Origin of the sequence: Micromonospora sp. CPCC 205539 (genome assembly GCF_036906815.1) — a bacterium.
Lineage (GTDB): Bacteria > Actinomycetota > Actinomycetes > Mycobacteriales > Micromonosporaceae > Micromonospora.
On record NZ_JBAKHW010000001.1, the window covers coordinates 249,807 to 264,666 of the forward strand.

The window sequence follows — 14,860 nt, forward strand, 5'->3', positions numbered from 1 at the left end:
GTCTGCGTCGCGGGCGCGGTCCGGGTCCGGGTCCGGAATCGGACCCGGACCGCTTGTGTGACCTCAGATCTCGACGACACCACCGTCGGCTACCAGGTCGAATCCGGTGGTGTAGCTGCTCTGGTCCGAGGCCAGGTAGTAGACGGCGTTGGCCATCTCGTCGGGGCGCCCGAGCCGGCCGAGCGGGATGATCGACTTGAACATCTCGAGGCCGGCTTGGAGCTCGGCCGGGCTTGCGAACTGGCTGTCCATGATCGGCGTCTCGATCACGCCGGGGCTCAGCACGTTCACCCGAACGCCCTGGTCCTTCAGTTCGGCGGCCCAGGTGCGGGCGAACGAGCGGATCGCGGCCTTGGTGCCGGCATAAGCGCCGTACGCCGGGAAGCCCTTGACGTTCATGCCGGAGGAGACCAGGACAATGCTGCCGCCCCGATCGAACAGCGGCAGGGCCTTCTGAACGGTGAAGTAGGTACCCCGGGCGTTGGTGTTGAAGATCTTGTCGAAATGCTCGGGGTCGGCCTGCGCGGTCGGGCGAACCTCCACCGTGCCGGCGTTGGCGACCAGGATGTCGAGTCGCCCCTTCTCCTCCCGGATCGTGGCGTAGAGCCGGTCGAGGTCGTCCAGGTCGGCGATGTCACCGGGTACGGCGCGGACATCATGCCCGATCTCGGCCACCGCCTTCTCCAACTCGGCGGGACGTCGGCCGGTGATAAAGACGTACGCACCCTCGTCCACGAGCCGCTTGGCGGAGGCCAGGCCGATACCGGTGCTGCCACCGGTGACGAGTGCGATCTTGCCAGTGAGCGTGCCGCTCATGGGTGTGCTCCCTTGTCGTGACGGATTCTGTACTGGTACGTCAAAAACATAGCCCGGTTCTGTACTGCCCCGTCAATAACTCGGACTGTGTTCTGTACTACACGGTCAAAAACCTGTTACGCTGGGATACATGCCCCGCCCTCGCACCTTCGACGAGCAGACCGTCCTTGAGGCTGCCGTCCGCCAGTTCCGGGCCAGCGGCTACGCCGGCACGAGCCTCGACGACATCTCGGCGGCCACCGGCCTCGGCCGCGGCAGCCTCTACGCGTCATTCGGCGACAAGCACACCGTGTTCATCAAGACCCTGCACGAGTACGTCCGCCAGGCCCTGATCCAGACGCACGAGGAACTCGACGGCCCAGACGACACCGCCATCGACCGGCTGCACGCCTGGATCCTCTCGGGTGCCGGGTTCGTGCTCCGCGACGACGAACGCTTCGGCTGCATGGCCGGCAAGTTCGCGCTCGAGGTGGGCGACCACGACGCGCAGGCCCACGACGTCATCCTCGGCGTCTTCTCCGAGCAACAGCGGATCCTGACCGACTGCGTCGCCGCGGCCCAACGCCACGGCGACCTCGATCCGGGCGCCAACGGCTGCGCCATCGGCTGCATGATCCTGTCGCTCAACCGCGGCATGGACGTACTGGCCAAGGGTGGCATCGGTCAGGACGCCCTCGACGCCGCCGCCGAACAAGCCTTCCAGGGCCTGCCTCTCACCGACGCATACCGTTCGCGAGGATGAAGGGCACAGTCGACGAGCGCCGCACGTGAGGTCCACTAGCGGAGGAAGGCCGGTTGCGGCACGGATGCGATAATTCCGACCATGACCGCTGATCCGGCACCCAGCCGGCCAAGTCTCACGCAGGTTGCCGCCCTGTCCGGTGTGTCGGTGAAGACGGCTTCCAGAGCGTTGGGTGGCGAGCCCCGCGTGGCCGCGGACACCCGGATGCGGGTGCAACACGCGGCAGACCAGCTCGGGTACCGACTGAACGGCATCGCCCGCGAGCTTCGTCGCGGCGCGAACGCCTCCACCCTGGTCGGTCTGCTCACCGGCGACCTGGCCAACCCGTTCTATTCGCAGCTGGCCAGCGGCCTGGAACGGGAACTGCGCATGCACGGCCTGCAACTGATCACGGCCAGCACCGACGAGGACCCACAATGGGAACGCCAGCTCCTCGACACCCTGTTCGAGCGACGGGTCCGGGCACTCGTGATCGCCTCGGCGGCGGCCGAGCACGGTCACCTGGCGGCCGAACACCGTCACGGCATCCCGTTCGTCTTCGTCGACCGCCCCCCGGTCAACCTGACCGCGGACGTGGTCCTGCTCGACAACCACAATGGCGCTCGGCAGGCCGGGGCGCACCTGATCGCGGCCGGTCACCGCCGGATCGGCGTGGTCGGGGACCTGTCCCGGCTGACCACCCACCGCGAGCGGGTGGCCGGGTTCGCCGAGGCGATGACGACGGCGGGGATCTCGGACTGGGCGGATTACCTGGTCCAGGACGCGCACGACGTGGTCACCGCCGAGCGGGCGGTCCTCGATCTGCTCAGTCGCACCCCTCCCCCGACCGCCTTGTTCACCACGAACAACCGGATCACCAACGGTGCGCTCCGGGCGCTGCGCGGGCATCCTGCGCCGCCAGCGCTGATCGGCTTCGACGACCTGGATCTCGGCGAGGTGCTGGGGGTGAGCGTCATCGCGCACGATACGGAGAAGATGGGACAGCGGGCGGCGCAGCTGTTGTTGGATCGGATCAACGGTGACGGCGGTCCCGCCCAGCGCGCGGTGATCCCGACCCGGCTGCTGGCCCGCGGCTCGGGCGAGAGCCCGCCACGCGATCACCTGGGCTGATCAGACACGGCTACCGGGTCGCGGGGCCCGGATATCCGCCGGACATTGACAAACTTCTCTTCGAGGACTAGACATCGAGTCGACGTCGTTCGATGACAACGATGTCAGGGAGCCGCCCCGCGCCTCCGAAGGAGGAACCCCACCATGCTCCGACCAGGCCCGTCCCGTCTGCTCAGCCTGCTGGCCACCACCGTCACCGGCATGTCCCTGCTCACCGCGGTCGCCTCGCCCGCCCAGGCCGCGCCCCTCAGCCTCACCGGCTACGTGAACCCGTTCATCGGCACCGACGACAGCAACGCCCCCAACCCCGTCGGCGGCGGTGCCGGCGGTAGCACCGTCCCCGGCCCGATACAGCCCTTCGGCATGGTCCAGCTCAGCCCGGACACGCCCACCGCGTCACCCTCGGGTTACCGGTTCAGCGACAACCAGATCGAGGAGTTCAGCCTCACCCACTTCAACGGCGCGGGCTGCGCCAACAACGAGGACCTCGGCATCCTGCCGATCACCGGTGCCGTCGGCGCCTCGCCGGGCACCTCCTGGACGTCCTACCGGGCCACCCAGGACAAGAGTCAGGAACAGGCCCGTCCCGGCTTCTACCAGGCCGTCCTCAGCAACTACGGCAACACCAAGGTCGAGGCGACGGCCACCACGCGTACGGCGGCGCTGCGCCTGACCTACCCGTCGACCAACACGGCACGCGTGCTGATCAACACCAGCCGCAGCGCGACCGGCAACCGGAGCGGTGCGATAGCGATCAGCGGTTCCACCGTGACCGGCAGCGTCACCGGCGGCGGCTTCTGCGGCAACAGCAGGACCTACCAGATCTTCTACCGGATGGAGTTCGACCGCGCGCCCACCGGTGTCGGCACCTGGCTCGGCGGCACCGTCAGCGCCGGCTCGTCCTCCACCAGCGGCACCAACTCCGGCGGCTATCTGACCTTCGACACGTCCAGCAACCCTGTCGTGCAGGTCAAGGTCGGCATCTCGTTCGTCAGCCAGGCGGGCGCCCAGGCCAACCTCGCCGGCGAGCAGTCGGGCTTCGCGTTCAACACCGTACGCGCCAACGCGGACGCGCAGTGGAACGCGATTCTGAACCGGGTGCAGGCGACCGGTGGGTCCGCCGCCGATCTGCAGAAGTTCTACACCGCGCTCTACCGCGTCTTCATCAACCCCAACGTGTCGAACGACGTCAACGGGCAGTACCGCGGCTTCGACAACGCCATCCACACGGCAAGCCATCCCGTGTACCAGAACTACTCCGGGTGGGACATCTACCGATCGTGGTCGGCGCTGATCGCGTTCATCGCACCGGTGGAGGCCGCCGACATCGCCAAGTCGATGGTGCTCGACGGCCAGCAGGGTGGCCTGCTGCCCAAGTGGTCGCACAACACCAACGAGGCGTTCGTGATGACGGGCGATCCGGGCCCGATCGTCGTCGACAGCCTCTACCAGTTCGGCGCCCGCGACTTCGACACCGCGGCGGCCCTCACCCTGATGGAGAAGAGCTCCAACGGCGGGACCACCCAGGGCAGTCCCATCCGTGGTCGGCAGAGCGGCTTCGTGCAGCGGCAGTACATCGACGGCGACCCGTCGGACTCGCTGGAGTATTCGGCGAGCGACTTCGCCGTCGCCCAGTTCGCCAAGGCCCTCGGCGACACCGCGAAGTACAACACCCACATGACGCGTGCCCAGTGGTGGCGCAACGTCTTCAACACCGAGTCGAGCTACGTCCACCGGCGCAACGCCGACGGCACCTGGCCGTGGCCCCTGGATCCAGCCAGCCAGTCCGGCTACGTCGAGGGCAACGCGGCGCAGTACACCTGGATGGTCCCGTACAACTTCGCCGGCCTGATCAACCTGATGGGCGGCCGGCAGACCGCCATCCAGCGGTTGGACCACCACTTCACCCAGACCAACGGCGGTCAGTCGCAGCCGTACTTCTACATCGGCAACGAGCCGGAGCACGGCGTGCCGTGGGCGTACCACTTCGCGGCAGCGCCGGCCGGCACCAGCGCGGCGGTTCGACGAGTGATCAACGAGTCGTTCACCACCGGCGCCGGCGGCCTGCCCGGCAATGACGACCTGGGTGCCACCTCGGCGTGGTTCGTCTGGTCGGCGATGGGCATGTACCCGCCCACCCCGGGTGCGGACACGCTCGCGCTGCACGGTCCGCTCTTCCCGTCGGTCCTCGTCGACCGGCCGAGCGGCGACATCCAGATCACCGGCACCAACGCCGGGCAGGGCGCTCAGTACGTACAGAGCCTGTCGGTCAACGGCACGTCGACGCAGCGTCCCTGGCTGCGGTACGCCGACATCGCTGGTGGGGCCACCCTGTCGTACGGCATGGGCGGTTCACCGTCGTCGTGGGGCACCAGCCCGGCCAACGTGCCGCCGTCGTTCACCGACGGGTTCACGCCGCCGGCCGCCGCACCGGAGTTGGGCGCCAACCTGGCCGCCGGCAAACCGGCCACCGGCTCTACGCCGTGCGGCGCGACGGAGGGCCCGGAGAAGGCGTTCGACAGCAAGCTCGGCACTGCCACCAAGTGGTGCTCCCTCGCGGCCGGCACCAAGGTCCTCCAGGTGGATCTGGGGTCCAACCAGACCGTCGGATCGTTCGTGGTGAAACACGCCGGCCTCGGTGGCGAGAACACCGGCTGGAACACCGGCGCGTTCACCATCCAGACCAGCACCGACGGCACCACGTGGACGACGCGGACGACGGTGTCCGGCAACCGCTCCAGCCGTACGTACCATCCGATCTCGGCGGCCACGGCCCGCTACGTCCGGCTGAACGTCACCACGCCGGCCAACGACGGGAACGGCGCGGCCCGGATCGACGAGTTCGAGGTGTACGGGGGTAGCGGCCCGACCAACCTCGCGCTCAATCGGCCGGCCACCGCCGACTCCCAGTGCGCGAGCACCGAAGGGCCCGAGAAGGCCGTCAACGGCAGCACGTCCGGCGGCGTCTCCGACAAGTGGTGCTCGACGGGCGGCACCAAGTTCCTCCGTATCGACCTGGGCACCAGCCGCGCCATCCAGTCCGTCACGGTGCAGCACGCCGGGGCCGGCGGCGAGAACAGCGCCTGGAACACCCGGGACTTCGACCTGCAGGTCTCGCCGGACGGCACCACCTGGACGACGGCGGTGCAGGCACGGGCCAACACGGCCAACGTCAGCACCCACCCGATGGCGGTCAGCGGCAGGTACGTACGACTGAATGTCCTCACCCCGACGCAGACCACCGATCAGGCGGCGCGCATCTTCGAGGTCGAGGTCTACGGCACCTGACGGGTTCGGGCGGTCGTCCGGTTTCGGACGGCCGCCCCGAACTCGCTCCCCCGCCTCAAAAGATTGACACTCACCAATGTCACGGTCAGACTCGGGAACGGGAGAGCGCTCTCCTTGTCCATTCCGGTACCTCCTCCGCCACCGCCGGTCCGCGGTCGACGCGCGGCCGGAAGCTGGAAGGAATCCCCATGAATCGTCTACCGAAGATGCTCGGCATCGCCACCACGGTGCTCGCCACGCTCAGCCTCACACCGACCCTCGGCTTCGCCGACGCGGGCGCCGCACCGGCCGCGCCGTCCGCCGCGCCGCACCTGGACATGGATCCCGAGATGGTCGCCGCCATGCGGCGGGATCTGCACCTCACCGACGCCCAGATCGCCGAGCGGGTGCGGGTCGAGGCCGCCGCGCCCGCCGTCGAGCGGCGGCTACGCGAGCGGCTCGGCCCGTCCTTCGCCGGCGCCTGGATCCCGGAGGGCGGCGTCCGCCTGACCGTCGCGGTCACCGACACCTCCGCCCTCACGGTGGTACGCGCGCAGGGCGCCGACGGCACGGTGGTCTCCCGCAGCGAGAAACAACTCAACGCCACGCTGACGACGCTCGACCGGCACGGCGTCAAGGCCGGCAGAACCGTCCACGGCTGGTACGTCGACGTCCCGGCCAACCGTGTCGTCGTGCGGGCCCAGCCCGGCGGCGAGCAGGCCGCCAGGTCATTCGCCCGGGACAGCGGCGTCGCCCCCGGCGACATCGCGGTCGTCGAAAGCCCTGACGCACCCCGGCCCCTGTACGACATCCGCGGTGGCGACCAGTACGTCATCAACGGCAACACGCTCTGCTCCGTTGGCTTCGCGGTCGTCGGCGGCTTCGTCAGCGCCGGACACTGCGGCGGCGTCGGCAGCCCTACCCTCGGCTACAACAACGTGGCACAGGGCAGCTTCGCCGGCTCGTCGTTCCCCGGCAACGACTACTCGTGGATCCGCACCAACGGCTCCTGGACTCCACAACCGTGGGTCAACAACTACGCCGGTGGCAACGTGACCGTCGCGGGTTCACAGGATGCCGCGATCGGCAGTTCGGTGTGCCGGTCAGGCCGTACGACCGGCTGGCGCTGCGGCACGATTCTCGGCCGCAACGAGACGATCAACTACGCCCAGGGCGCCGTCTCCGGCCTCAGCCGCAGCAACGCCTGCGCCGAGCCCGGGGACTCCGGTGGCTCGTGGATCTCGGGGAACCAGGCGCAGGGCGTGACCTCGGGCGGGTCCGGCAACTGCAGTTCCGGTGCCACGATGTGGTTCCAGCCGGTCAACGAGATCCTCAGCACCTACGGACTCAGCCTGGTCACCACCGGCGGTGGCGGGAGCACCCGCCTGATCAGTAACTGGAACAACAAGTGCATCGACGTGCCGTCATCCAACTTCAGCGACGGCGTACCCCTGCAGACCTGGGGCTGCAACGGGACCGGCGCGCAGGCGTGGACGTTCAGCGGCGGTGCGTTGCGCTCACAGAACAACAAGTGCATGGACGTCGCCGGTGGCTCCACCGCCAGCGGCACGCCAATCCAGCTCTGGACCTGCAACGGCACGGGCGCCCAGCAGTTCGTCCTGTCGGCCGCTGGCGACCTGGTGAACCCGCAGGCCAACAAGTGCGTCGACATCGACGGCTGGAACGGCAACGACGGCGCACGGCTGATCATCTGGGACTGCGCCGGCACCGCCAACCAGAAGTGGCGGCAGGGCTGACCCCGCCCTCATGCCAATCTTGGGCAGTTTCCGTCAGCGCCTACCTAACGGGAACTGTCCAAGATCGGCGGCCGTACGTGGTGTCAGAGCGGCTGCCTATGCTGCCGACTCGTGAGCATGAACGGGAATTGGCTGCGGGTGACAGCGGCGGACCTTGCGCGGGCGAAGGACGATCTCGACTGGGCCCACGAGATGGCCCAGACCGCCGTCGACGACGAGGGCGATCGCTGGCACTGCACCGGCAAGACATGGCATGGCCTGGACTTCCTGCTGGAACGGTACGGCTTCGCCGTGCCGATCGTGTGGGGAGCCGAGGCCTTCGTGGAGAGCCATTACGACGACGATGACGATGACGACGACGAGTCTCTCGATACGGCCGACTGGGGATACGGGCCGCCCCGCTACCTCACGCCGGAGCAAGTGACCGCCGCTGCTGCCAGCCTGGCTGACCTTACGGAGGAGGACCTCCTCCGCGGCGTTGACCCGGGGGAGCTCACGCGTGCCGAGGTCTATCCCGACGTGTGGGACCGAGCCGACCAGTTGACGTGGGCGGTCCATCACCTGCTCGACGCCAAGCAGTTCTTCGCCAGCGCCGCCACGAGCGGTGACGCGGTGATCTGCTGGCTCGACTGAACGTGTTGCCGACTGAGGTCAGCCCGCCGCCAGCCCGTATTCACGGTCGGTGAACAGGTCCACGTCCCGGGGCCCGAGCTTCGCGACGCGGCGAGCGTGCAGGGCGAGTTGCCCCCGTGCTTCGCCGAGGCGGCGGCTGGCGACCACCATCTCGTCAGGGGCTTCGAACGGTTCGGTGCCGCTGGCCCCTACGGCAGCCTCCAGCACGCCGTTGAAGGCGGTCATGAGCCCGTTGGCCAGGGCGATGCCGTCCTGGTCACCGCTGATCCAGATCTCCGACCAGGCGGCCTCCACCGTGACCATGTCCTTGGCCAGCCAGTCGTGCAGCACCATCGGACCCAGCGGTCGGTGCCCTCCCAGCAACTCGTTGCCGACCTCCCCCAGGCCCGAGCGCCAGTACTTGGTCTGCCGCAGCGCCTCGGCCTTGTGCGCGAGGCGCAGGGCGCCGGACAGGATCAGGATGTACGCCCGCTGGAGGTCGGCCCGCTCGCGGTGTCGCCGCCTCAACCGGTCCTGCACCAGGACCACGAACAGCGATGCGAAGGCGGTGATCGCGGAGCCGAGCAGAGCGGCGAGGGTTGAATTCACGCCGACATGATGCCTGTCGACGGTTTGGCCCCGATTCGGGGGCCCGGTGGGTGGCCACGCCAGCGGTCAACCGCAGATGGCCTTGTTCAGCAAGGCGTTCACCGCGTCGTCGACGTCGCCGCGGAATGCGGGTGTGAGCGCGACGCTGACCTGCCGGTGTCGATCCGACGTGGAGAATGACCAGACCTGGTACGTGAGGGCATCACCGTCGTTGCCGTACACCCGGATCCCGCACGAGGTGTCCCGCCAGGCCAGCCCGAGCCCGTACCGCCGGCCCTCGACGCCCGGTGTCCTCATCTCGTCGAGCAGGTGGCCTGGCAGCAGGCGCCCACCGAGCAGTGCGGCGAAGAATCGGTTGAGATCCCTCGTCGTGGAGATCATCTCGCCGCTCGCCCCCATCACCGACGGATTGATCTCCGTGTAGTCGACGAGCTGCGTCTCGCTCCCCCGCAGGATCGGCACATAGCCGTGCGGGTGCGGCCCGGGGATCCACGGCGACGTCCCCGGCATCACCGTGCCGCGCAACCGCAGCGGTCGAATGAGCCGACGCTCGACCTCCTCGCCGTACGACCGGCCGGTCACCTCCTCGACGATCTGGCCGAGCAGGAGGTAGTTGGTGTTCGAGTACGCGTAGGCCGAGCCCGGCGGTTCGAAGGTCGGGGGGTTGGCCACCGCACGCTGAATCAGCTCGGTCGCGGTCCAGGTACGCCAGCGGATGCCCAGGAAGTCCGGCGCCGGTGGCATCGGCAGTGTGCGCAGATAGTCGTACGACCCGCTGGTGTGGTTGAGCAGCTGGCGCACGGTCGTGTGGTGACCGGCCGGGAGAACGCCGGGCAGCCACGTCTCCACCGTGTCGTCGAGCCGCAGCCGGCCTTCGCCGACGAGCTGCAGGACGACGGCGGCGAGGAAGGTCTTCGTGATGCTGCCGACCCGGAACCGGCCGTGGACCGGAACCGGGCGGGTCGTGTCCAGTTCGGCGACACCGCTGGTGCCCCGCCAGACACCGTGCTCGTCACGCACCTCGGCCAGCGCGCCCACCGAACCGGCGGCCACGACGTCGTCCAGCCGCCTCTGCAGCCCGGCGCGATCCGCCTCCCTCGGCGCGGCCACCGCGGCAGCCGGCGCCGCAACAACCGCCAACGCTGTCGTCGCAGTCACCAGCGATCGAAGTACTCGTCTCATCCCGACCTCCCGGTCCGCAGCTCGTCAACGCCAACCTGACAGAACGCGGGCGGTGGGCACATCCGGGAAACGCCCCCGGGGTCTCCCCCGACGGGTGCGAGGCCCGATGGGTCAACGGTGGTCGTAGACGGTCACGGCGATGTCCCGCGCGCAGAGGGTCCGCAGGACGATCGGCTCCATCCGGCCCCAGGTGCCACCGGCGAGGCCACAACCGATGCGCGGCATGTGCACGGACGCCCCCAACGCCTGCGCATGATCGGCGAGCGAGGTCAGACAACGTTCGACGGCGTCGTAGCGGATCGGCGGGCCGGCGCTGCCCGTTTTCATTCCCCGCTGGCCGACCATGTTCGCGACCCACATGCCCTCGGTGACCCGGACCAGCCGGGTAGCACCAAGCGCGAAGTCGTTGCCCGCGCGCCCACGATGCCACTGCCGGTAGTCACGTTCGGGCTCCGGCCAGCGGCGGGAGATCGCCACCACGAAGCCCTTGCCCCAGCCGCCAAGGTCGTTGCAGATGTGTGCGATCACCTTTCGGCCCTTGGCCTGAGGGTTGGTCGCATCACCCTGCAGGATCGTCAACGGGGTCATGACGCCAGCCTGCCATCCCCGTAGGACGGTCTGCGATCGGTTTGATTCGCCCAACTCGCCGGGCCGGCCGGGGGCGTCGCCGTCGGTCGACGGCGACAGCCCCGGGTCGTCCGGCTCACCGTCAGCGCCGGTCGGCAGCCCTGGTCGGCGTGGCGTCGACGGACACCTGGTCGAAGGCGGGGGCGCCGTCGATCGCGTCGGCAGCGACGGCCGTGGACGTGGCGGCGTCCGGCAGGTCGAGGCTGGTTCGCAGGGTGACCGGCCGGAGCAGGAGCGCGGCGACGACGCCGACGACCGCGATGGCAGCGGAGATGAGGAAGATGTGCCCGGTGGCGTCGCCGTACGCGGCCCGGACGATGTGCTGGATGCCCTCGGGCAGGGCGGTGATGTTCAGGTTGCTGCTGCCACTTGAGCTGCCGGAAGCGGGGATCCCGGCGGCGGTGAGATCGTGGGTGATCTGGTCGCTGACCCGGCGGGCGAGGACGGCGCCGAGCACCGAGACGCCGATGGTGCCGCCGAGCGACCGGAAGAACGCGACGCTGGAGCTCGCCGCGCCGATGTCCTTGAGCGCGACCGTGTTCTGCACCGCGAGGACGAGGTTCTGCATGGTCAGGCCGACGCCGGTGCCGACGATGAACATGGCCGCGCCGACCAGGACCAGCGACGTCTCGTGGTCGATGGTGCCGAGCAGCGCGAACCCGACGACGAGCGTGATCGACCCGACGACGATGTACGGCTTGATCTTCCCGCTCTTGGTGATGAGCCGGCCGGCGACGATCGACGTTCCGAGGACGCCGGCCATCATCGGGATGGTGAGCAGGCCGGCCTCGGTCGGGCTGTAGCCGCGGCCGATCTGGAAGTACTGGCCGAGGAAGACGGCACCGCCGAACATGGCCATGCCGACCGCGAGGCTGCCGAGGATGGCCAGCGCGGTGGTGTGCTCGCGCACGATGCCGAGCGGGACGACCGGCTCGACTGCTCGTGACTCGACCCAGACCGCCAGGGCGAGCAGGGCGATCGAACCACCCACCATGGCCGCGGTCTGCCAGGAGACCCAGGCGAACGAGCCGTCGACGAACGAGATCCAGACCAGCAGCAGGCTGACACCGGCCGCGATCAGGCTGGCGCCCAGGTAGTCGATCTTGACGTTCTCCCGCCGGACGGTCGGCAGGTGCAGGGTCGCCTGGAGCAGCAGCAGCGCGATGACGGCGACCGGCACGCCGACGAAGAAGCACCAGCGCCAACCCAGCCAGGACGTGTCGACGATCAGACCGCCGAGCAGCGGGCCGCCGACCGTGGCGACCGCCATGACGCCACCGAGGTAACCGTTGTAACGGCCACGCTCACGTGGCGGGATCATGGCCGCGATCGCCACCTGGACGAGGGCCTGCAGGCCGCCGACACCGATGCCCTGGAACGCGCGGGCGGCGATGAGCTGACCGCCGCTCTGGGAGAAGCCGGCAATGACGGAGCCCAGCAGGAAGATCACGATGGCGATCTGGATGAGGAGCTTCTTGTTGAACAGATCCGCGAGCTTGCCCCAGATCGGGGTGGTCGCGGTCGCGGTGAGCAGGGTCGCGGTGACCACCCAGGTGTACTGGTTCTGTGAGCCGTTGAGCGATCCGATGATCTTCGGTAGCGCGGTCGAGACGACCGTGCTGCTCAGCATCGCGACGAACAGCACCAGTAGCAGGCCGCTGAGCGCCTCGAGCGTCTGCCGGTGGGTCATCGGCTCTGCGCTGGTCGTGGGGGTGGGTGCGCTCATCGCGCGGCCTCCAGGTTGTCGTGGTTTCCGAGTGCGACTTCGATGTCGCGGGCGAACCGGTCGAGCGCGCCGCTGAACGCCCTCACCTCGTCGCGCGTCCAGTCGGCGAGCGCCCGCTCGAGCACCTCGCCGTACCACCCACGGATGTCCGCCAGTGCGGCTTGACCGGCCGGGGTGACCGCCAGGAAACTCGCCCGCCGGTCGGTCGGGTCGGGCCGCCGCTCCACCAGGTCGTGCGCGACGAGCGCCGCGACGGAGCGGCTGACGGTGGACGGGTCGAGCCGGGTGCGGTGCACCAGCTCGCGGGCGTGACAACCGCTGGAGAGCTGGTCGATCTGGAGGAGCATGCCGACCAGGCCCGGCGGAACGGACTGCCGCTCGTCGGCCCGACGCTGCCTCAGCAGCCGGACGCTCCGGACCAGGTCGTACAGCCGAAGGCCGAGCTCACGAACGACCCCGTCCACGTCTGCTCCCCGACTCGAGTTAGTTGCCTCACGCAATCATCTACCGATCTTGCACATTAGGCAAGTTTGCGCATTGAGAAGGGCATTACGCCGACGTACCCTGGGGCCGATGGACGAGACCACCGGGCTGCGGGAGCGCAAGAAGGCGGCCACCCGCCTGGCCCTGCACGAGGCGGCTCTGCGCCTCGCCGCCGACCATGGGCCAGACAGCGTGACCGTCGAGGCCATCGCCGACGCCGCGAACGTCTCCCGGCGGACGTTCTCCAACTACTTCTCGAACAAGGAAGAGGCGCTCTTCCACGGCGACACCATGCGCCTGCGCCGGCTGTTGCAGCTGATCCGCGAGCGGCCCACCGACGAGCCGCCCTGGACGGTGCTGAGCCGGGCGGCCGAACGCTTCACCGAGGAGGCGTTCGGCGACGGCGACCCCTCCTGGCTGATCCAGCGGCGGCAGTTACGTGGGCACCCCGGCCTGGTCGCACACCAGGTCGCCGCGTACACCGCGGTCGAGCGCGAGTTGGCCGGCGAGTTGACCCACCGGCTCACCGGCGCCGACGTGGCGCTGCGCTCCCGCGCCCTGGCCGCCACCTTCCTGGCCATCCTCCGGGTCGCTGTCCAGCACTGGATCGAGCACCCGAGCGAGCAGCTGCTGGGCACGCTCCGGACCGCGCTCGCGGAAGCCGCAGCCGTCGCCTAACTACCCGCCGTCCGCCTTTCGGGTGCCGTCCTGCCCGCCCTGCGCAGGCCGAGTAGGGCGACCAGGGCGAGGAGGATGACGACGACGGAGTACTCGTCGGCCGTCCGCGGCAGACCACCGCCATAGACCACGAGGAAGCCAGCGATGACGGTGGGCACGCCGAAGCCCACATAGCTGACGACGTAGAGCAGCGAGAGCACGCTGGCGCGTTCGTGCGCCTCGACCAGCGGCAGGATGGTCTTGAGGCTGCCCTGGAATCCGGCGCCAAAGCCGACGCCCCCGAGCGCGAGGCCGACGAAGAAGCCAGCGACGGAGTCGGACATGATCGACACCAGCGTGACGATCATCCCCAGGATGAGACCGGTGATTCCGACGAGGATGACGGTCCGTGCGGTGGCGTTGCGCAGCAGCAGCACGGCGAGGGACCCGACGATGCCGAAGACGAAGAGGAGCAGACCTCCGACGACGATCGAGGTGTCCATGAGGGTGTGCACGAGGGCCGGGCCGAGCGCCCCGAAGAAGCCGGCCAGCGCCCAGACGGCGAAGACCACCGGCAGGACGACCAGCGTGGGCCCCCGCACAGCGCGGGGCAGCTTGATCTCCGGCCGCAGACTCCGCACCGCACCACTCATCGGCGTGACCGTCTCCGGCATCAGCGCGACCCCGACGCCCTGGATGAACAGGACGACGAACAGGACGACGTAGACCAGTCGCGTCGGTGCGGGCAGGAACTGGACGAGCAGCGCCGAGAGCAGGGCACCGCTGCCCGTACCGATGCCGGGGGAGATCGAGTTCGCGAGCGTGCCCCGCGGGCGGTTGATGTCGAGCATGGCGGCACCGAGGGTGCCGACAGCGGCGCCGGCCGCGAGCCCCTGCACGACGCGGGCGGCGAGCAGCGTGGGTACGCCGTTGGCCACGATGAAGATGACCAGCGCGATCATCTGGACCGCGACCGAGACGAGCAGGACCGGCCGTCGCCCGACGTAATCGGACAGCTTGCCGAGCGTGAGCAGGGACGCCAGCACCGCGAGCGCGTAGATGGCGAACACCACCGTTGTGGTGATCGGCGAGAAGTGCCAGCGTTCCTGGTAGATCCCGTAGAGGGGGGTCGGGGCCGCCGACGCCGCCAAGAAGGACACGAGGATCGAGGCCAGCAGGAGCAGGGTGACACTGGGCGATAGGCGCTTCGATCCGGCGCTGGTCATCAAACGTGCTCCTCGGGTGAGCCTCAAGCGGCGGCCCGGCGCGGTC

General features: G+C 69.2%; 13 protein-coding genes. 6 read left to right on the forward strand and 7 right to left on the reverse strand.

Going from position 1 to position 14,860, the window contains the following annotated elements:
- Positions 1-63 precede the first annotated feature (63 nt).
- On the reverse strand, positions 64-816 hold the full coding sequence (locus V6V47_RS01050; protein WP_334625997.1) for an SDR family NAD(P)-dependent oxidoreductase: 753 nt from the start codon (positions 814-816) through the stop codon (positions 64-66).
- A gap of 130 nt (positions 817-946) precedes the next feature.
- On the opposite strand from V6V47_RS01050, the gene V6V47_RS01055 reads away from it, so the two are divergent.
- The 5 genes from V6V47_RS01055 to V6V47_RS01075 all read left to right on the forward strand — a co-directional run bounded on the left by V6V47_RS01055 (position 947) and on the right by V6V47_RS01075 (position 8,325).
- A complete protein-coding gene (locus tag V6V47_RS01055) occupies positions 947-1,558 on the forward strand; it encodes a TetR/AcrR family transcriptional regulator (protein ID WP_334625999.1) in 612 nt (203 codons plus the stop codon).
- A gap of 81 nt (positions 1,559-1,639) precedes the next feature.
- Positions 1,640-2,668, forward strand: coding sequence for a LacI family DNA-binding transcriptional regulator (locus tag V6V47_RS01060; RefSeq protein WP_334626000.1), 1,029 nt, complete (start codon positions 1,640-1,642; stop codon positions 2,666-2,668).
- A 144-nt stretch (positions 2,669-2,812) separates the two neighbouring features.
- A complete protein-coding gene (locus V6V47_RS01065; RefSeq protein WP_334626001.1) occupies positions 2,813-5,956 on the forward strand; it encodes a GH92 family glycosyl hydrolase in 3,144 nt (1,047 codons plus the stop codon).
- A gap of 188 nt (positions 5,957-6,144) precedes the next feature.
- Complete coding sequence (locus V6V47_RS01070; protein WP_334626002.1) at positions 6,145-7,692, forward strand: ricin-type beta-trefoil lectin domain protein; 1,548 nt, start codon at positions 6,145-6,147, stop codon at positions 7,690-7,692.
- A gap of 117 nt (positions 7,693-7,809) precedes the next feature.
- Positions 7,810-8,325, forward strand: a complete 516-nt coding sequence (locus V6V47_RS01075) for a YfbM family protein (RefSeq protein ID WP_334626231.1) — start codon at positions 7,810-7,812, stop codon at positions 8,323-8,325.
- An 18-nt stretch (positions 8,326-8,343) separates the two neighbouring features.
- Here the strand turns inward: V6V47_RS01075 and V6V47_RS01080 are convergent, their stop codons facing one another.
- The 5 genes from V6V47_RS01080 to V6V47_RS01100 form a co-directional block, all read right to left on the reverse strand.
- Positions 8,344-8,913, reverse strand: coding sequence for a hypothetical protein (locus V6V47_RS01080; RefSeq protein WP_334626003.1), 570 nt, complete (start codon positions 8,911-8,913; stop codon positions 8,344-8,346).
- A gap of 66 nt (positions 8,914-8,979) precedes the next feature.
- Positions 8,980-10,071, reverse strand: coding sequence for a serine hydrolase domain-containing protein (locus V6V47_RS01085; RefSeq protein WP_334626004.1), 1,092 nt, complete (start codon positions 10,069-10,071; stop codon positions 8,980-8,982).
- A gap of 135 nt (positions 10,072-10,206) precedes the next feature.
- Positions 10,207-10,683 (reverse strand): macro domain-containing protein, encoded by a 477-nt coding sequence (locus V6V47_RS01090; RefSeq protein ID WP_334626005.1) that lies wholly within the window; start codon positions 10,681-10,683, stop codon positions 10,207-10,209.
- A gap of 121 nt (positions 10,684-10,804) precedes the next feature.
- Positions 10,805-12,448, reverse strand: a complete 1,644-nt coding sequence (locus V6V47_RS01095) for an MDR family MFS transporter (protein ID WP_334626006.1) — start codon at positions 12,446-12,448, stop codon at positions 10,805-10,807.
- Entirely contained in the window at positions 12,445-12,912 is a 468-nt protein-coding gene (locus tag V6V47_RS01100; protein ID WP_334626007.1) for a MarR family winged helix-turn-helix transcriptional regulator, read from the reverse strand. Before V6V47_RS01100 ends, V6V47_RS01095 begins: the two co-directional genes overlap by 4 nt.
- A 109-nt stretch (positions 12,913-13,021) precedes the next feature.
- On the opposite strand from V6V47_RS01100, the gene V6V47_RS01105 reads away from it, so the two are divergent.
- The gene (locus V6V47_RS01105; RefSeq protein WP_334626008.1) at positions 13,022-13,609 is read left to right on the forward strand and encodes a TetR/AcrR family transcriptional regulator; all 588 of its coding nucleotides are present in this window, start codon (positions 13,022-13,024) and stop codon (positions 13,607-13,609) included.
- Here the strand turns inward: V6V47_RS01105 and V6V47_RS01110 are convergent.
- On the reverse strand, positions 13,606-14,814 hold the full coding sequence (locus tag V6V47_RS01110) for an MFS transporter (protein ID WP_334626009.1): 1,209 nt from the start codon (positions 14,812-14,814) through the stop codon (positions 13,606-13,608). The two genes, V6V47_RS01105 and V6V47_RS01110, sit on opposite strands and share 4 nt — an antisense overlap.
- Positions 14,815-14,860 lie beyond the last annotated feature (46 nt).

What these genes read in the sequence shown, in the direction of transcription:
- V6V47_RS01050 (WP_334625997.1), bottom strand. Translation starts at nt 816, where the DNA reads ATGAGCGGCACGCTCACTGGCAAGATCGCACTCGTCACCGGTGGCAGC.
- V6V47_RS01055 (WP_334625999.1), top strand. Translation starts at nt 947, where the DNA reads ATGCCCCGCCCTCGCACCTTCGACGAGCAGACCGTCCTTGAGGCTGCC.
- V6V47_RS01060 (WP_334626000.1), top strand. Translation starts at nt 1,640, where the DNA reads ATGACCGCTGATCCGGCACCCAGCCGGCCAAGTCTCACGCAGGTTGCC.
- V6V47_RS01065 (WP_334626001.1), top strand. Translation starts at nt 2,813, where the DNA reads ATGCTCCGACCAGGCCCGTCCCGTCTGCTCAGCCTGCTGGCCACCACC.
- V6V47_RS01070 (WP_334626002.1), top strand. Translation starts at nt 6,145, where the DNA reads ATGAATCGTCTACCGAAGATGCTCGGCATCGCCACCACGGTGCTCGCC.
- V6V47_RS01075 (WP_334626231.1), top strand. Translation starts at nt 7,810, where the DNA reads ATGAACGGGAATTGGCTGCGGGTGACAGCGGCGGACCTTGCGCGGGCG.
- V6V47_RS01090 (WP_334626005.1), bottom strand. Translation starts at nt 10,683, where the DNA reads ATGACCCCGTTGACGATCCTGCAGGGTGATGCGACCAACCCTCAGGCC.
- V6V47_RS01095 (WP_334626006.1), bottom strand. Translation starts at nt 12,448, where the DNA reads ATGAGCGCACCCACCCCCACGACCAGCGCAGAGCCGATGACCCACCGG.
- V6V47_RS01105 (WP_334626008.1), top strand. Translation starts at nt 13,022, where the DNA reads ATGGACGAGACCACCGGGCTGCGGGAGCGCAAGAAGGCGGCCACCCGC.
- V6V47_RS01110 (WP_334626009.1), bottom strand. Translation starts at nt 14,814, where the DNA reads ATGACCAGCGCCGGATCGAAGCGCCTATCGCCCAGTGTCACCCTGCTC.